Consider the following 17,570-nt stretch of genomic DNA (forward strand, 5'->3'; position numbering starts at 1 on the left):
ATCTCGGCTTTGTAACCATTCGTCTGCGCGCGCGAACTGGGTGTGCCCAAACGTCGAAACACTAGGTAACTTTGAGCGATCCGCGAGGGCCGCGGGATCGTTGAGGGAGGCATGAGTTGACCATCTCCACCACCAAGAAGCTTCTCGGCGCGGCAGTCGCTGCCAGCGTCGTCTTCGCACTCGCCGGCTGCGGCCAGGCACCCACCGACAAGCCGGGCGGTTCGGGCGATCCCGCCGCCTCCGACTTCACCCCCTGCATCGTCTCCGACGCGGGCGGCTTCGATGACAAGTCGTTCAACCAGCTCTCCTACGAAGGTGCGCAGAAGGCCGCGGACGAGCTCGGCGCCACGCTGAAGAAGGCCGAGTCGAACGCCGAGACCGAGTACGGTCCCAACATCGACAACATGGTGTCCGAGGGCTGCAACGCCATCGTGTCCGTCGGCTTCGCGCTGTCGCAGGCGACGGTCGACGCCGCGACGGCGAACCCCGACACCGACTTCATCCTCGTCGACGACGCGGGCGGCGACAGCAAGCCCGACAACGTCAAGCCGCTGCTCTACGACACGGCGCAGGCCGCGTTCCTCGCGGGCTACCTGTCGGCCGGCTACACCAAGACCGCGAAGGTCGGCACGTACGGCGGCATGGAGTTCCCGACCGTCACGATCTTCATGGACGGCTTCAAGCAGGGCGTCGACTACTACAACACCGAGAACGGCACCGCCGTCGAGGTCGTCGGCTGGGACGGCACGACCGGTTCCTTCACCGGTGGCTTCGAGGCCAACCAGGACGCCAAGACCACGGCGCAGAACATCATCGACCAGGGTGTCGACGTGCTCTTCCCGGTCGGCGGCCCGATCTACCAGTCCGGCCTGCAGGCCATCAAGGACTCCGGCAAGGACATCGCCCTGATCGGCGCCGACGCCGACCTGTTCAACACCGACCCGACCACGGCCGACTTCGTGCTCACCTCGGTGCTGAAGGCCATGGACCTGTCGACCTACGAGGCCGTCATGGCCAGCGCCGACGACAGCTTCAGCGGTGACGCCTACATCGGCACGCTCGACAACGAGGGCGTGGGCATCGCTCCGCTGCACAACTTCGAGAGCAAGGTCGACGCGGAACTGGTCAAGAAGGTCGACGCGATCAAGCAGGAGATCATCGACGGCAAGATCACCGTCACGTCTTACCTGAGCGAGTAACAGCAAGCAACAACGGGGAGGCCGGCCCAGTCGGCCTCCCCGCTGTCGTCTGCGCGGGCGATCTCCGCGCAGACGACGACGGCATGAATAGGATCGGACACATGAAGCTCGAGCTGCGCGGAATAACGAAGAGGTTTGGCGCGCTGACGGCCAACGACCACATCGATCTGGTCGTCCAACCCGGAGAGATCCATTGCCTTCTCGGTGAGAACGGCGCCGGGAAGTCGACCCTGATGAACGTGCTCTACGGGCTGTATCAGGCCGATGAGGGACAGATCCTCATCGACGACGTCGTCCAGCACTTCGCGGGTCCCGGCGACGCGATGAAGGCCGGCATCGGCATGGTGCATCAGCACTTCATGCTCGTGCCGGTGTTCACCGTCGCCGAGAACGTAATGCTGGGCCACGAGAAGACGACAGCCGGAGGCCGCCTCGACCTCGCCGCCGCGCGCCGTCAGGTGAAGGAGATCTCCGACCGCTTCGGCTTCGACGTCGATCCGGATGCCGTCGTCGAGAATCTCCCCGTCGGCGTCCAGCAGCGCGTCGAGATCATCAAGGCGCTGGCGCGGGACGCCAGCATCCTCGTCTTCGACGAGCCCACCGCCGTGCTCACCCCGCAGGAGACCGACGAGCTCATGGCGACGATGCGCCAGCTGCGCGAACGCGGCACGGCGATCGTGTTCATCACGCACAAGCTCCGCGAGGTCCGCGAGGTCGCAGACCGCATCACGGTGATCCGTCTCGGCAAGGTCGTCGGCGAGGCGTCTCCGACCGCGTCGAACACGGAGCTCGCCTCGCTCATGGTCGGTCGGGCGGTCGAGCTCACCGTGCACAAAGATGCGCCGAAGCTGCGCAGCAACTCTCTCGTGGTCGAGAACCTGACGGTGACCGACGCCGCCGGCGCCGTGCTCGTCGACGAGGCGTCGTTCGAGGTTCGCGGCGGTGAGGTGCTCGCGATCGCCGGCGTTCAGGGAAACGGCCAGACCGAACTCACCGAAGCTCTGATGGGTCTTCAGGACAGGGTTCGAGGCAGCATCCGCCTGAACGGCGAAGAGCTCGTCGGGCGCAACGTGCGGCAGATCCTCGACGCCGGTGTCGGATTCGTCCCGGAAGATCGCGGTGTCGACGGACTCGTCAAGGAGTTCTCGATCGCCGAGAACCTCATGCTGGATCGCTCGAACGGCGCGCCGTTCGTCAAGAACGGCGCATTGCAGCTGAAGGCCCGTGACGAGTTCGCGAAGGCGAAGATCGCGGAGTTCGACATCCGCACGCAGGGACCGACTCAAGCGGCTGGCCGCCTCTCCGGAGGCAACCAGCAGAAGATCGTGCTGGCACGCGAGCTGAGCCGCGATCTCTCGCTGTTTGTCGCCGCCCAGCCCACTCGAGGCGTAGACGTCGGATCGATCGAGTTCATCCACAAGCGCGTGATCGAGACGCGCGATGCCGGCGTTCCCGTGATCGTGGTCTCCACAGAGCTCGACGAGGTGTCCGCCCTCGCCGATCGCATCCTGGTCATGTATCGCGGCCGGATCGTGGGCATCGTCCCCGGTGACACACCGCGCGACACCCTCGGCCTGATGATGGCGGGCGCCGCCGTGAACGAAGGAGCACAGGCATGACCGCCGCTCAGACCCAGCCGGCGCCGCCGATCGCGCCGCAGGCGCCGGCGCCCTCGAAGTGGCGCAAGGCCCTCACCGAGATCGTCAACGGAAACGCGCTCGTGTCGGTGCTCGCCGTGCTCGTCGCCGTCATCGTCGGGTCCCTGATGATCGCTCTGACCGACCCCGCCGTCCAGGCTGCGGCGGGCTACTTCTTCGCCGCACCCATGGACACCTTCAGTGCGATCGGCAGCGCCGTCGGAGGAGCGTACTCGGCCCTGTTCCGCGGGTCGATCTACAACTTCAACGCAGACTCGTTCGCGATCGGCATCCGTCCGCTGACCGAGACGCTCAAGTTCGCCACGCCGCTGATCGCGGCCGGACTGGGCGTGGGGCTGGCCTTCCGCGCCGGCCTGTTCAACATCGGCGGCCAGGGGCAGATGCTGATGGCCGCTGCTGCCGCCGGTTACGTCGCGACCGCCTGGGACCTGCCCTTCCCCCTGCACCTGATCGCCGCACTCGTGGCGGGCGTGGTCGCGGGCGCGATCTGGGCGGGCATCGCAGGGTTGCTCAAGGCGCGCACCGGTGCGCACGAGGTGATCGTCACGATCATGCTCAACCACATCGCGTTCTACCTCCTGGCCTGGATGCTGGCGACCCAGGGGCTGCTGCAGGCGCCGGGCTCGAACAACCCGAAGACCGCGCCGATGGCGGAGTCCGCCGTGCTGCCTCTGATCCTCGGCCCCATGTACAAGCTGCACCTCGGCTTCCTGCTGGCGTTGATCGCGGTCGCGATCACCTGGTGGCTGCTCGAGCGCTCGAGCCTGGGCTTCCGATTCCGCGCGGTGGGCGAGAACCCTGCCGCCGCTCGCACGGCAGGCATCTCGGTCGGTCGCATGTACTTCACCGTGATGCTCATCGCCGGTGCGCTGGTGGGCCTCGCGGGCGTCAGCCAGGTGCTCGGCACGGAGCCGAAGGGCTTCAGCGGCGGCATCGACGCCGGTATCGGCTTCGACGCCATCACCGTCGCCCTGCTGGGCCGTTCGCGGCCGCTCGGCATCCTCTGGGCGGGCCTGCTCTTCGGCGCTTTCAAGACCGGAGGGTTCACGATGCAGGCGTCCCAGGGCGTTCCGATCGAGATCGTGCTCGTCGTGCAGTCGCTGATCGTGCTGTTCATCGCCGCTCCGCCGCTCGTGCGGGCGATGTTCGGACTGCCGCAGCCCGGTCGGACGACCCGCCGACAGCGCCGCGCCGCGAAGAAGGAGGTGGCCGCATGACCGCTGTGACTCTCGATGCAGAGCCCCGTACCGTCGCCGTCGTCTCCTGGAAGACGCCGGTCATCTTCACGGTCATCACCGTACTGTTCGCGCTTCTGCCGCTCTTCGTCCCGCGTTCAGGGGACTCGACGTTCCGCCTGACGGCCGGTGGCGAGCTTCTCGCACTGCCGAACGTCGTGGTGCCGGGCACTGCGACCGCGTGGGTCGCCGTGCTCGTCGCCGCGGTCGTCGCGGGAGCGGCCTGGGCGCTGGCGGCGAACCGCCGCTCCGTGCCGCTGTGGCTCACCGCGGTCTTCGCGGTCGCGCTGATCATCGGGTTCCTCGCCTGGGCGGCCGCCGGAAGCAAGGGCACGCTCCCGATGATCGGACTCCTCAGCGGTGCGCTCGCGCTCGCGACCCCGCTGATCTTCGGCGCCCTGGGCGGTGTGATCGGCGAGCGAGCCGGCGTCGTCAACATCGCGATCGAGGCCCAGCTGCTCGCGGGGGCGTTCACCGCCGCGATCGTCGGCTCCGCGACGGGCACGCCGTGGGCTGGGCTCATCGCCGCGATGGTCGCCGGCGTCCTGGTCGCGCTGATCCTCGGCGTCTTCGCGATCACCTATCACGTGGATCAGGTCATCGTCGGCGTCGTGCTCAACGTGCTCGTGATCGGCGTGACGACCTTCCTGTTCCGTCAGGTCCTCGCGCCCAACCAGGCGACGCTGAACACGGTGACGCCGTTCCCGGTCCTGCCGATCCCGCTGCTCAGCGAGATCCCGATCCTCGGTCCGATCCTGTTCAAGCAGACCATCGTCGTGTATCTGATGTACGCCGTCGTGTTCGTGGTCTGGTACGGCATGTATCGCACTCGTTGGGGACTGAGGATGCGGGCCGTGGGTGAGCACCCGCAGGCCGCTGACACGGTGGGCATCAACGTGGCGCGCACCCGCTACATGAACGTTCTGATCGCGGGTGCGATCGCGGGCATGGGCGGCGCGTTCTACACGCTGGTCTCCGTGCCCCGGTTCAACCCGGAGATGACGGCGGGCGCCGGCTTCATCGCCCTCGCCGCCGTGATCTTCGGCAAGTGGGACCCGATCAAGGCGACATTGGCGGCTCTCCTGTTCGGCTTCGCGACCAACCTGCAGGGCGTGCTCAGCGTGATCGGCTCTCCGGTGCCGAGCCAGTTCATGCTGATGCTTCCGTACGTCGTGACGATCTTCGCTGTCGCCGGTCTCGTCGGGCGTTCGCGCCCGCCGGCCGCCGACGGCGAGCCGTACATCAAGTCCTAGGAGAGACATGACCGACATCGATTGGGATGAGCTGCGTCAGGTGGCGACCGACGCGATGACCAAGGCCTACGCGCCCTATTCGCGCTATCGCGTCGGCGCCGCCGCGCTGGTCGGCGACGGACGCATCGTCGCCGGATGCAACGTCGAGAACGCCTCATACGGGGTGACTCTGTGCGCCGAGTGCGCGCTGGTCGGCGACCTGCACATGTCCGGCGGCGGCAAGCTCGTCGCGTTCGTGTGCGTCAACAACGACGGAGAGACGATCATGCCGTGCGGTCGTTGCCGCCAGCTGCTCTTCGAGCACGCCATGCCCGGGATGCTGCTGGAGACCGTCTCCGGCATCCGCACCATCGACGAAGTACTGCCGGACGCGTTCGGCCCCCGAGACCTGGAGGACGCCCGATGAGCGTTGAACCCTTCGACGCCGTAGACGTCATCCGTGCCAAGCGCGATGGAGGCGTCGTCCCCGAGCCCGCGCTGCGGTGGATGGTCGATGCCTACACGCGCGGCTACGTGTCGGACGCCCAGATGGCCTCGTTCGCGATGGCCGTGTTCCAGCGCGGCATGGAGCGCGACGAGATCCGAGTGCTCACCGACGCGATGATCGCGTCGGGGGAGCGGATGAGCTTCGCGAGTCTCGGCAAGAAGACGGTCGACAAGCACTCCACGGGCGGAGTGGGCGACAAGATCACCCTCCCGCTCGCCCCGCTGGTCGCCGTCTTCGGTGTCGCGGTGCCGCAGCTGTCGGGCCGAGGTCTCGGGCACACCGGGGGCACGCTCGACAAGCTCGAGTCCATCCCCGGCTGGCGCGCAGCGCTCAGCAACGACGAGATGTTCGCCCAGATGCAGAGCGACGTCGGCGCGGTGATCTGCGCCGCGGGCTCCGGCCTCGCCCCCGCCGACAAGAAGCTCTATGCGCTGCGCGACGTCACCGGCACGGTCGAGGCGATCCCGCTGATCGCTTCGAGCATCATGTCGAAGAAGATCGCCGAGGGGACCGACGCCCTCGTGCTCGACGTGAAGTTCGGCTCGGGCGCCTTCATGCAGGACATCGACCGCGCCCGCGAGCTCGCCCGCACGATGGTGGCGCTCGGCACCGACTCTGGCGTCGCGACGTCCGCGCTGCTCACAGACATGAACGTGCCGCTCGGCTTTGCGATCGGCAACGCCAACGAGGTCCGTGAATCGGTGGAGATCCTGGCCGGTGGCGGCCCCGATGATGTGCGAGAGCTCACGATCGCGCTCGCCCGCGAGATGCTGGCGCTCGCAGGCCAGCCCGATGCCGATGTCGAGAAGGCGCTCGACGACGGCCGTGCGATGGACAGCTGGAAGGCCATGATCCGCGCGCAGGACGGCGATCCGGATGCCGCGCTGCCCACGGCGCGCGAGACGCACGTCGTGACGGCCGCGGCTGACGGCGTCGTGTCGCGCATGGACGCCCTGCCGTTCGGCATCGCCGCCTGGCGCCTCGGCGCCGGACGCGCTCGCGCCGAGGACCCGGTGATCTTCGAAGCCGGCATCGACCTGCACGCCAAGCCGGGCGACCGCGTGGTCGCGGGCCAGCCGCTGTTCACGCTGTCGGCGGCCGACGAGGCGCGTTTCCCGCGCGCGCTCGACGCGCTCGATGGCGCGTGGGAAGTCGGAGACGCCGCTCCGGCGGCGGGGCCGATCGTGCGTGAGCGCATCACGGCGTGACCCGCTGACCGCTAGCCTGAACTGAGCGAATCCGCGACCGAGAGGAATTCCATGTCGATCGACGCGAACGGCGACGTCACCATTCAGGGCGCGTCCCTGCGCAGCCTCCCGAAGGTGTCTCTGCACGACCACCTCGATGGCGCCCTCCGCCCGTCCACGATCATCGAACTGGCAGATGCCATCGGCCTCGAGGTACCGGAGACCGACCCGGCCGCGCTCGGCAAGTGGTTCGCGTCGCAGAGCGATTCGGGCTCACTCGTGGAGTACCTGAAGACCTTCGACCTCACGACGGCCGTCATGCAGACGCAGGAGGGGCTCACGCGGGTCGCTCGCGAGTTCGTCGAGGACCTCGCTGCCGACGGCGTCATCTACGGCGAGGTGCGGTGGGCGCCCGAACAGCACCTGAGCCGTGGTCTGACATTGGAGCAGACGGTCGAGGCCGTGCAGCAGGGTATCGAAGAGGGCGAGGACGCCGCGGATCGCGCCGGCAGCAGCATCCGCGTGGGGCAGCTCATCACGGCGATGCGCCATGCCGACCGGTCGCGCGAGATCGCCGAACTCGCCGTCTCGTTCCGCGGCCGTGGCGCCGTCGGCTTCGACATCGCAGGTGCCGAAGACGGATTCCCTGCTTCCAACCATCGCGCCGCCTTCGACTACCTCGCCGAGAACTTCTTCCCGGTGACCGTGCATGCTGGTGAAGCCGCCGGCCTCGCCTCGATCCGCTCCGCGCTGCTCGACGGCCGCGCGCTGCGGCTCGGACACGGCGTTCGCATCGCCGAGGACCTCGAGGTGATCACAGAGGAGGGCGACGAGGTGCAGGTGCAGTTCGGCGACCTCGCCCGCTGGGTGCGCGATCGCGAGATCCCGCTCGAGCTGTCGCCGTCGTCGAATCTTCAGACCGGAGCGATCGAGAAGTGGGGCAGGACGCTCGCCGACCACCCCTTCGATCTGCTGTACCAACTGGGCTTCGCCGTCACCGTGAACGTCGACAACCGCACCATGAGCGCGACCTCGCTCACACGCGAGCTCGCACTTCTCGTCGAGGCGTTCGAGTACGATCTCGACGACCTCGAGACCTTCCAGTTCAATGCGGCCGCGGCCGCATTCCTGCCGGTCGAGGAACGCGAAGAGCTGGTCGAGATGATCGCAGAAGGCTTCGACGTCTAGATCGTGGCCACCGGGGGGAGGCGACGGCTCAAGGTCGTCGCGATCATCGTCAGTGCCGTCGTGCTCTTGGGAGGGGGCGCGGCCGCAGTGTTCGCGTGGACGGCGGCGAGCGAGCCTGTCGTGCCGCGTTCGGAGGCCGGTGCGATCGAGCACCCACCACTGAGTCCCGTGGAGCAGCTGCTGCACGACGCGGACGATCCGCTCGCGTGCGCCCTGAGCTTCGCGGGAGAGGGCGCACCGGCGGATCCCATGCTGCAGCGGCAGAGCGCCCTGTTCCAGGGGCTGCCGATACCCGCTCGTGAAGGGTTCGTCTTCGGCGGCTGGTACCCGACCGAGGCTGCCGCGACCGTCTTCGACCAGGCTGCGCGCGTCAACGGCGCCGACGCGGTGGTGTGCGTCGATCAGCAGGTGCAGCTGTTCGCAGGCTGGATGACGCCCGAGCAGAACGTCGCCGAGAACGCGCAGATCCCGATCCTGATGTACCACCAGTTCACGACGAAGGCCGAGGGCGAGTCGGGCTGGTTGCGGGGCAACTACGCGTACCTCGGCGACTTCGAGGCGCAGATGAGCCACATCGCCTCGAGCGGCTTTTACATGCCCACGTGGGACGAGCTGAGCGCGTTCATCGACGGTCGGCTGTTCCTGCCCGCCCACTCGGTGATCATCACCGACGACGATGCCGATCAGAGCTGGTTCGACCTCGCCGTCCCGGTGATCGACAAGTACAAGCTGCTGTCCACCTCGTTCATGATCACCGCCTACCGGCAGGACCCGGCTCCCTCGATCTACGTGCAGCGTCGTTCGCACACCAACGACATGCATCAGGCGGGCGACAACGGCAAGGGGCGGATGGTCAACTGGACCGCCGACCAGATCGCCGCCGACCTGAACGCCTCCGGTGACATCCTCGGCGTCCGTGAGGTGATGGCGTATCCCTTCGGGCACTACAACGACACCGCCAAGCTCGGCGTCGCGCAAGCCGGGTACGAGATGGCCCGCACGATCGAACCGGGGCTGGTGACGATCGGCACCGACAAGCTCGCTCTGCCCGTCGTGCGCATCGACTACGGAATGACCGTCGACGCGCTGATCAAGCGAATCGGCTGACCCTTCGACACGCTCAGCGACCCAGCTCGAGCTGTCAGGATGGGGGCATGTCTGCCGTCTCCGTGTTCATCGCCGGCCCCGCATCGTGGAACTCGATCGTCGTGCTCGACCGGCTGCCCGAGCCCGTGCCGCACATGCAATTCGCGGAGGAGACCTGGGACACGGTGGGCGGCACCAGCGCCGGCAAGGCGCTGAGTCTGACTTCTCTGGGACGCTCGGTGCTCCTGTACGCGCTCGCCGGCTCGGACGAGCACGGCGGCCGGGTTCGGGCTGCGCTGGCGGATGCTGGTGTGCCGACCCGCTGGGGAGGTGCGGAGGCGACCGAGCGGCATCTGAACCTGATGACGCGTCAGGGCGGACGCGTCTCGCTGTATCTGGCGTCTCCTTCGACGACCGATGGCGCTGATGACGACGAGCTACGATCGGCGATGGCGGCAGCCGATGCGATCGTCCTCGACCTCGCCGCGGAGCCGCTGCGACTGCTGCCGATGGCAATCGAGACCGGGCGGCCGATCTGGGTCGACGTGCACGACTACGACGGTGAGGCGGAGTTCCACCGGCCGTTCCTCGAGGCAGCCGATGCGGTGTTCTGCAACACAGACAGGCTCGACGACCCAGTGGCATTCCTGCGTTCCTGCATCACGGCGGGGGCGACGCTCGCGGTGTGCACCCTGGGGGCCGACGGCGCTGTCGCGGTGGATGCCGAGGGTGCGGAACATCGCATCGGAGCGGTGCCCGTCGAGGTCGTCGACACGAACGGCGCTGGGGACGCGTTCCTCGCTGGTGTGCTCGATGCGAGCCTGTCCGGGGCATCGGTCTCCGACGCCTTGGCTGCCGGCGCCCGCTCGGCGTCCAGCGTGCTCGGCACCCGGCACCTGCATCCGCTGCTCGACAGCGTCCTCGCCTGAGGAGGTTGGTTCTGTGGCGCTGAGCTTGTCGAAGGGCCCCATCGCGCTGCGGAGCGCTTCGACAGGCTCAGCGACCCAGAAGTGAGTCTCCGCGACCAGTTTCTGAGGTGCTATCTGGGTCCCTGAGCTTGTCGAAGGGCACGCGAGTTATCCACAGGCACGTTTCGGCATCCCGTCTGTCGTCAGGATGTGGTCATGGCATGGACGTACATCCTCGAGTGCGAAGACGGCAGCTTCTATACCGGAAGCACCAACCGAGACCTTGAAGCCAGGGTGTGGGAGCACAACAACGATCCTTTCTTCGCGGCAGCCTTCACCTGGAAGCGTCGCCCAGTCTCATTGGTCTACGCGGAGCAGTTCGACACCGTAGACCAGGCGTTCTTCCGCGAGAAGCAAATACAGGGGTGGAGCCGCGCGAAGAAGACCGCGCTGATCGAGCTGCGCGGTGCCGATCTCCCCGCGCTGTCGAAGTCGCGCGGCGGAGACGCTTCGACAGGCTCAGCGACCCAGTGATGGGATCCGCGGTCCGCTTACATTCACCCGTCGAGCGCCGCCTTCTCGCGTCTGACGGCCGCGCGGTAGGCGTCCTTGTTGACGTAGTAGGCCATCCGGTCGAGACCGAGGTAGTGATAGCCGCCGGTGACGTCAGGCCAGGGTTCACCGGTGACGCGATCACGGAAGGCGGCGGCGTTCTCGGGAGCCGCGTCGAGATATGCCGCCAGCAGTTCGGCCTGCTCGTAGCGTCCCTGCCAGCCGATGCCAGAGGCCTCGATCATGCCCATCACGAACAGGCCGTTGAACGACACCGGGAACATGTTCAGGAACAGCCGGGGGGATGCGCCCTGCCAGTGCAGATGGGCGCGGTCGACGAAGGGGTAGTCGAGCGTGTACCCCGTGGCCAGGAGCACGAGGTCGTACTCGCCGGAGGTGGCGTCGCGGAAGCGCACGGCGGCGCCGTCGAACCGCTCCACGTCGGGGCGGACCCGCAGGTCTCCCTGACCCAGGTGGTGCAGGATGAGCGTGTTCACGATCGGATGCGACTCGTAGATGCGGTAGTCGGGCTTCGGGAATCCGAATCGCACGGGGTCGCCGGTGAACGCCTTCAGCACCCGGCTGTCGACCGCCTGTTTGATGCGCGGCGGCAGCGGCCGTCTCTGGTTGAGGGTGTCGCTGGGCCGGCCGAAGAGGTACCGCGGCACGAAGTAGTAGCCGCGCCGCACGCTCATGTCGACGGAGGCGGCCCGGTGCACGGCATCCACCGCGATATCGCAACCGGAGTTGCCCGCGCCGATCAGCAGCACCCTCTTGCCGGCCAACTGTCCGGCGCTCTTGTAGTCGGAGGTGTGCAGGATCTCGCCCGAGAACTCTCCGGCGAAAGTCGGGAGGTTCGGGTGCGCGAGAGTGCCGTTGGCCAGCACCACACCGTCGTATCGGCGGGTGCGCCGGCCGTCTGGGCCCGTGCTCGTGAGATCCCAGCCGCCGTCGCGAGGCTCGAGCCGGGTGACCGTGGTGCCGAAGCGGAACAGAGATGTCAGGCCGAAGTGCTCGGCGTAGTCGCGGAAGTACTCGAGCAGCACACGATGACCGGGATAGTCGACGGTCGTGCGCATGGGGAACTCGGCGAACTCGGTGGTCGTGCGAGACGAGATCAGATGAGCGGACTCGTACACGGTGCTCCGCGGATTCGTGATGTCCCAGAGTCCGCCGACCCCGTGCGAGGCCTCGTAACCCTCGACGCGGATGCCTCGTCTGCTCAGTGCACGCGCAGAGGCGAGCCCCGAAGGACCCGCCCCGACGATCGCGTAGGTGCTCATCACACCATGATGGCCTCCTGGCGGGCGATCACGGCATCGCGGATCGCCGCGAACAGCGGATGCTCGGGGTCGAGGCCCGTAGCGGATGCCGTGAACGTCACGGCATCCTCGATGCGCAGCCGCTCCTGGAGCTCGACCGACTGCTCGTCGGCCGGGTCGTCGAACTCGAGGGCGGCGGCGACCGCCGCCGTGAGCGCTGCCGACGACAGCCCGCGTTCGGCCGCCATCGCGCCGGGGCCGATGAACCGCTCGTGCCGCGAGATCTTGCGCAGCGGCTGACGGCCGACGCGCTGCACAGTGTCGACGAGCTCGGGGTTGCGGAAGCGGTCGAGGATCTTCGCCCGGTACTCGGCGAGTTCAGCCGGATCCAGGCCGTGCTCGGCCACCAGCACGGCGGAGGTCTCCTCCAGGCAGGCGGAGACCTGCGCGGCGATCCGCGGATCGGCGAGCGCGTCCGAGATGCGCTCGAGGCCGGCTCGCGCCCCGAAGTACGCCGTGGCTGCGTGCCCGGTGTTCACCGTGAAGAGCTTGCGCTCGATGTAGGGAGCGAGGTCGTCGACGAAGTGCGCACCGGGGATCGACGGCAGATCTCCCTCGAAGGGGCCTGACTCGATCGCCCACTCGAAGTAGGGCTCGACCGTCACATCGACACCGGCTCCAGCGGGCTGTGCGGGAACGATGCGATCGACCGCGGTGTTGGCGAAGACCGCGCGCGCGACGAGTGCAGCGGCATCCGCTCCTGCTGCCCCCACGACCTCGTCGCGCAGCTGATCGGTCGCGCCGATCGCGTTCTCGCAGGCCATCACCTGGAGGGGCGCGGCATCCGGGCTCCGCCGGCGAAGCCCCTCGACGATCGCCGGAGCGACGAAGCGCAGCACGGTGGGGCCGACCGCGGTCGTGACCACGTCCGCGGAGGCGATCTCGTCGGCGATGCCGTCGGGGTCCAGGCGGCTGTTGACCGCCCGGAACCCGGTGACGACCCGGTTCACGCCGCCGGGGCCCGCCTCGCGAACCGTGTACTGCGAAGCACCATTGATGGCGTCGACGAGCGCGTCCGCGACGTCTGAGAAGACGACCTCGTAGCCGCCCTCGTGCAGGAGCAGCCCGACGAACCCGCGGCCGATGTTCCCTGCGCCGAAGTGGACGGCCTTCATCCCTCGTTCACCGCCGACAGCAGCGCGTACAGTTCGTCGGGAGTGGCGGCGGCGTTGAGCTTCGCGACATCGTCATCGTCGGAGAACAGGATCGCGATCTGCGACAGGATCTCGAGGTGCTCGTCTCCGCGTCCGGCGATGCCGATCACGAAGTTCGCCTGCTCGCCGGCCCAGTCCACGCCGCCGTCGTAGCGGACGACGGAGAGAGCAGAGGCGAGGATCGTGTCCTTCATCTCGTTCGTGCCGTGCGGGATCGCGAGGCCGTTGCCCATGTAGGTCGACACGGTAACCTCGCGCTGACGCATGGCGTCGATGTAGGCGGGGGTCACCGCACCGGCCGTCACGAGGATGTCGGTCGCCTCCTGCAGCGCCGCGTCCTGCGAGACGGAGCCCGGGTGGATGCGGATCTGGCCGAGGGTGAGAACACTCATCATGCTTCCTTTCGCTGGTCCTGGACCATCTGGACGACTTCCTCGTACTTCGGGGAATTCATGAAGTTGTCGACCGAGATGTGGAGCGAGTTCGGCGACTGGGCCTTTGCGCGGTCGGTCAGCTGCTGCTGGGTGATCACCACGTCGGCCGTGCCGTCGAGGTTCGCGATGGCCTGGTTGACGATCTTCAGATCCTCGATGCCGGCCTTCTTGAACTTGTTGCGCAGCACGCTCGCCCCCATCGCGGAGGAGCCCATCCCGGCGTCGCACGCGAACACGATGCTCGTGATCGGCGCGGTGGCGACCGCGGTGGTGGTCGTCTCGGTCGCGGGAGCGGCGTCAGCGGATGCCGTCGACGAGCGCAGCGCGTCCATCGCGGCCGAGGACTTGCCTTTGTTGGCTTCGGTCTGCGCGATTGCTGCACCGAAGGTGTCGCTGTCGGCAGCGAGATCGCGCTTGCGGGATGCGCGCAGGATGACCGCCGTGATCAGGAAGGTGACCGTGGCCGCGATGACGACCGACAAGTACACGACCAGCAGGTTCGCGACGCCCGGTCCGACAGCGGCAGCCGTAACGGCGATGATGCTGCCCGGCGCCGCGGGGAACGCGAGACCTCCGCCGAGGAGCATATTTGTCGTGACGCCTGCTGCGCCGCCGGCGATCAGCGCGAGGATCGTGGTCGGCTTGCTGAGCGCATAGGGGAAGTAGATCTCGTGGATCCCGCCGAAGAACTGGATGATAGCTGCCCCGGGTGCGGATGCCTTCGCGGCCCCGACTCCGAAGAATGTGAAGGCCAGCAGTAGACCGAGGCCGGGACCAGGGTTGGCTTCGATGAGGAACAGGATCGACTTACCGGTCTCGCTGGCCTGCTCGATACCGAGAGGCGTGAAGACGCCGTGGTTAATGGCGTTATTGAGGAACAGCACCTTGGCGGGCTCGACAATCACAGAGACGATCGGCAGCAACTGGATCGAGACCAGCCAGTCGACGGCCGTGCCGAGCACGGAGCTGATCCCGAGCATGACGGGACCGAACGCGAAGAAGCCGACGATCGCAAGGATCATGCCGAGGATTCCGGCGGAGAAGTTGTTCACCAGCATTTCGAAACCGGGGCGGATCTTGCCGTCCCAGAGCTTGTCCATCTGCTTGGTGATCCATGCCGCGGCGGGGCCCATGATCATTGCCCCAAGGAACATCGGAATGTTCGTGCCGACGATGACGCCCATCGTGGCGATGGTCGCGACCACGCCGCCGCGCTCGCCGTAGATCATGCGACCGCCGGTATTCGCAATCAGCAGCGGCAGCAGGTATGTGACCATCGGGCCGACGAGACCGACGTAGGCGAAGAAGTTGCCTCCGTCGCCTTCAGCGATCGCGGTCATCGCGCCGTTCCATCCGATCGCGGCGGAGTCTCCGCCGCCGCCGATGATCTCGGCCACGGGGGCCCAGTGCCAGCCGAAAGGGCTGTCCGCGCCGAAGAATCCGGCGGGGATGAAGAGCATGGTGATGAAGCCCCAGGCGATGAATGCCGCGATGTTCGGCATGATCATGCCCGAGAGGAACGTGCCGAAACGCTGCACGCCCACGCGGAGGCCGCCGGGCTTGGCGGCTGATGACGTCGTCGTCATGATGTCGTCTCTTTTCTGGTGAGGGGATTCAGTGCTGAGGAAGGGACGCCGTGAGCTGTGCCACGGCGCGTCGAGCGGATGCTGCGTCGTCTGCGTCGAGTGCGGCGTCGGCGAGCTGCCTGGCCTCGTCGAGAGTGCGGCCGAGAAGCATCTGGCGCACGTCGGCGAGGGCCGCGGGCGCCATCGAGAGGCTGGTCGCGCCGAGGCCGACCAGCACCACGGCCAGCAGCGGGTCGGCCGCAGCCTCTCCGCAGATGCCGACGGGCTTGCCGAGCCGGGCGCCTGCGGCGCCCACCTCTCGCACCAGGCGCAGCACCGCGGGGTGCCACGGATCCTGGAAGTCGGCGACAGAGCCGAGCATGCGGTCCGCCGCCATCGTGTACTGCGTGAGGTCGTTCGTGCCGATCGAGGCGAAGTCCGCGTGCGCGAGCACGCGGTCGGCCAGGAGCGCCGCGGCGGGGACCTCGACCATGACGCCGGGGGTCTTCAGGCCGTACTCACGGGCGAGGGACGTGAAGTACTTCGTCTCCTCGACCGTGGCCACCATCGGCGCCATGACCCACAGATCGGCTTCGGTCGCGGCATCCGCTTCGGCGAGAGCCGTGAGCTGCTCGCGCAGGATGTCCTCGCTGGCGCGGAGCGCGCGGAGTCCGCGAAGGCCGAGCGCCGGGTTCTCCTCGTGCGCGTCGTTGAGGAAGGCCAGAGGCTTGTCTGCGCCGGCGTCGAGCATGCGCACGACCACCTTCTTGCCGGGGAAGGCTGCGAGCAGCTCGCGGTACGACTCGCGCTGCTGCTCGACCGTCGGCGCCTGCGCGGATGACAGGAACAGGAACTCGGTGCGGAACAGACCGACGCCCTCCGCGCCTCGGGCGACGGCATCCGTCGCGTCGGCCGGCTTGCCCAGGTTGGCCAGAAGCGGCACAGCGGTGCCGTCGGCCAGAGCTCCGGGGGTGAGCGGAGCCGCCACGGCGGAGAGCCGGTCTGCGGCGCGCTGCGCCGCGCGCTCGAGCTCCTCGGCCGACGGATCGGTGACCACCACGCCGGTGGACGCGTCGACGATGACCGTCTCGCCGTCGCGGAGGCCCGCCGCGTCTGCGGCGCCGACGATCGCGACGATGCCCTTCTCACGCGCGAGGATCGCGGTGTGCGAGGTCGGACCGCCATCGGTGGTCACGAGCGCGAGCACCTGATCGAGCTTCAGCAGAGCGGTGTCGGCGGGGGCGAGATCCCGGGCGACCAGCACGAAAGGGTGGCCGGGGTCGGGGACGCCGGGCGCCGCCACGCCGCGCAGGTGCGCGAGCACGCGCTGAGCGATGTCGTCGAGGTCGGCCGCGCGCTCGCCGAGGTATCCGCCGACAGCCTCGAGCGTGGCGCGGAAACCGGCGAACGCGTCGTGCACGGCCCACTCAGCGGTGCTTCCGGCGTCGACGCGGCTGTCGACCTCGTCCTGCAGGGTCGGGTCCTCGGCGATCATCGCCTGGGCCTCGAGCACCTCCTGGGCGGCTCCGCCTGCGAGCTCTCCGCGGGCGGTCAGTTCAGCGGCGACGGCGGCGATCGATGCGCGCGCACGCGCGCGCTCGGCATCCGCCCCGATCGTGCTCGACGTCTGCTCGGGCGCGGCCAGCGCCTCCGTCATCCGGATCACCGGCCCCTGGGCGATGCCGAGGCCGATTCCCACTCCACGCAGCTCGCTCATCAGGCGCTCTCCGCATCGTGGTCGGTGGTGAGCAGCTCGGTGAGGGTGTCGAGCACCGCGTCTGCGCCCTCGCCGTCGGCCGTGATCGTCACGTAGTCGCCGAACTCGATCGCGAGGCCGATGACGCCGAGGATGCTCGCCGCGTTGACGGGCGAACCCGCATCCTTCGCGATGGTCACGGGAATGCCGGAGTCCTTCGCGGCCTGGGCGAACAGCTTCGCAGGGCGGGCGTGGAGCCCGTGCGACGAACCGATACGGACGGTGCGTGTGACGGTCATGATCTTCCTTCCGATGTGGTGCGGGGGTCGGCGAGGACGGCACGGGAGAGCGCGAGCGTGCGCCGTCCGTCGCGGTCGTCGAAGATGTCGTCGGGGAGCACGACGATCGGCATGGGAAGGACCTCGCGCAGATCCACGGCGCGCTCCTTCAGATGGGGGCCGACGAGGATGAGGTCGGCGGTGGATTCGGTGACCGATTGGACGGTGCCGGCGGCCGTGTCCCAGTCGAGTCCTGCGGCCTCAGCCGCACGGCGCAGCCGCTGGGCGACGAACGTGCTCGACGCGCCCGCGCCGCAGATAACCAGGATCTTCATCGATTCCGCCTTCCTGAGAACAGTCTGGGAGCC

At 68.0% G+C, this 17,570-nt stretch carries 17 protein-coding genes; 10 read left to right on the forward strand and 7 right to left on the reverse strand.

From position 1 onward, the window contains the following. Window positions 1-116: 116 nt before the first annotated feature. From ACI3KT_RS08350 to ACI3KT_RS08395, 10 genes are all read left to right on the forward strand, one after another. Complete coding sequence (locus ACI3KT_RS08350; protein ID WP_292909166.1) at window positions 117-1,199, forward strand: BMP family protein; 1,083 nt, start codon at window positions 117-119, stop codon at window positions 1,197-1,199. Window positions 1,200-1,300: 101 nt separating this feature from the next. After that, window positions 1,301-2,818, forward strand: coding sequence for an ABC transporter ATP-binding protein (locus ACI3KT_RS08355; RefSeq protein WP_292909168.1), 1,518 nt, complete (start codon window positions 1,301-1,303; stop codon window positions 2,816-2,818). Beyond that, the gene (locus tag ACI3KT_RS08360) at window positions 2,815-4,074 is read left to right on the forward strand and encodes an ABC transporter permease (RefSeq protein ID WP_404903568.1); all 1,260 of its coding nucleotides are present in this window, start codon (window positions 2,815-2,817) and stop codon (window positions 4,072-4,074) included. The genes ACI3KT_RS08355 and ACI3KT_RS08360 overlap by 4 nt, the downstream gene beginning before the upstream one ends. Further along, the gene (locus ACI3KT_RS08365; RefSeq protein ID WP_404903570.1) at window positions 4,071-5,345 is read left to right on the forward strand and encodes an ABC transporter permease; all 1,275 of its coding nucleotides are present in this window, start codon (window positions 4,071-4,073) and stop codon (window positions 5,343-5,345) included. The genes ACI3KT_RS08360 and ACI3KT_RS08365 overlap by 4 nt, the downstream gene beginning before the upstream one ends. Window positions 5,346-5,352: 7 nt before the next feature. Then, a complete protein-coding gene (locus tag ACI3KT_RS08370; protein WP_292909174.1) occupies window positions 5,353-5,751 on the forward strand; it encodes a cytidine deaminase in 399 nt (132 codons plus the stop codon). Continuing rightward, window positions 5,748-7,040: a thymidine phosphorylase gene (locus ACI3KT_RS08375; RefSeq protein ID WP_404903572.1), complete on the forward strand. Its 1,293-nt coding sequence runs from the start codon at window positions 5,748-5,750 to the stop codon at window positions 7,038-7,040. The genes ACI3KT_RS08370 and ACI3KT_RS08375 overlap by 4 nt, the downstream gene beginning before the upstream one ends. Window positions 7,041-7,091: 51 nt before the next feature. Next, complete coding sequence (locus tag ACI3KT_RS08380) at window positions 7,092-8,207, forward strand: adenosine deaminase (RefSeq protein WP_292909178.1); 1,116 nt, start codon at window positions 7,092-7,094, stop codon at window positions 8,205-8,207. A 3-nt stretch (window positions 8,208-8,210) separates the two neighbouring features. Beyond that, entirely contained in the window at window positions 8,211-9,314 is a 1,104-nt protein-coding gene (locus tag ACI3KT_RS08385) for a polysaccharide deacetylase family protein (protein WP_404903574.1), read from the forward strand. Window positions 9,315-9,361: 47 nt separating this feature from the next. Then, complete coding sequence (locus tag ACI3KT_RS08390) at window positions 9,362-10,222, forward strand: carbohydrate kinase family protein (RefSeq protein WP_404903576.1); 861 nt, start codon at window positions 9,362-9,364, stop codon at window positions 10,220-10,222. A 195-nt stretch (window positions 10,223-10,417) separates the two neighbouring features. Continuing rightward, entirely contained in the window at window positions 10,418-10,735 is a 318-nt protein-coding gene (locus ACI3KT_RS08395; protein WP_404903578.1) for a GIY-YIG nuclease family protein, read from the forward strand. Window positions 10,736-10,758: 23 nt separating this feature from the next. Here ACI3KT_RS08395 and ACI3KT_RS08400 read toward each other — a convergent pair whose 3' ends face one another. From ACI3KT_RS08400 to ACI3KT_RS08430, 7 genes are read right to left on the reverse strand one after another with little or no spacing between them, the layout of a single operon-like run. Next, window positions 10,759-12,036: a flavin-containing monooxygenase gene (locus tag ACI3KT_RS08400; protein WP_404903580.1), complete on the reverse strand. Its 1,278-nt coding sequence runs from the start codon at window positions 12,034-12,036 to the stop codon at window positions 10,759-10,761. Then, entirely contained in the window at window positions 12,036-13,190 is a 1,155-nt protein-coding gene (locus tag ACI3KT_RS08405; RefSeq protein WP_404903582.1) for a mannitol-1-phosphate 5-dehydrogenase, read from the reverse strand. The genes ACI3KT_RS08400 and ACI3KT_RS08405 overlap by 1 nt, the downstream gene beginning before the upstream one ends. Continuing rightward, the gene (locus ACI3KT_RS08410) at window positions 13,187-13,621 is read right to left on the reverse strand and encodes a PTS sugar transporter subunit IIA (protein ID WP_292909188.1); all 435 of its coding nucleotides are present in this window, start codon (window positions 13,619-13,621) and stop codon (window positions 13,187-13,189) included. The genes ACI3KT_RS08405 and ACI3KT_RS08410 overlap by 4 nt, the downstream gene beginning before the upstream one ends. Next, the gene (locus ACI3KT_RS08415) at window positions 13,621-15,249 is read right to left on the reverse strand and encodes a PTS mannitol transporter subunit IICB (RefSeq protein WP_404903584.1); all 1,629 of its coding nucleotides are present in this window, start codon (window positions 15,247-15,249) and stop codon (window positions 13,621-13,623) included. The genes ACI3KT_RS08410 and ACI3KT_RS08415 overlap by 1 nt, the downstream gene beginning before the upstream one ends. A 28-nt stretch (window positions 15,250-15,277) precedes the next feature. Next, on the reverse strand, window positions 15,278-16,945 hold the full coding sequence (ptsP, locus tag ACI3KT_RS08420) for a phosphoenolpyruvate--protein phosphotransferase (protein WP_404903585.1): 1,668 nt from the start codon (window positions 16,943-16,945) through the stop codon (window positions 15,278-15,280). After that, window positions 16,945-17,223 (reverse strand): HPr family phosphocarrier protein, encoded by a 279-nt coding sequence (locus ACI3KT_RS08425; protein WP_292909196.1) that lies wholly within the window; start codon window positions 17,221-17,223, stop codon window positions 16,945-16,947. The genes ptsP and ACI3KT_RS08425 overlap by 1 nt, the downstream gene beginning before the upstream one ends. Continuing rightward, on the reverse strand, window positions 17,220-17,537 hold the full coding sequence (locus tag ACI3KT_RS08430) for a PTS sugar transporter subunit IIB (protein ID WP_404903587.1): 318 nt from the start codon (window positions 17,535-17,537) through the stop codon (window positions 17,220-17,222). The genes ACI3KT_RS08425 and ACI3KT_RS08430 overlap by 4 nt, the downstream gene beginning before the upstream one ends. Window positions 17,538-17,570 lie beyond the last annotated feature (33 nt).

The sequence above is a fragment of the Microbacterium sp. ZW T6_19 genome (assembly GCF_044987465.1).
GTDB classification, from domain to species: domain Bacteria; phylum Actinomycetota; class Actinomycetes; order Actinomycetales; family Microbacteriaceae; genus Microbacterium; species Microbacterium natoriense_A.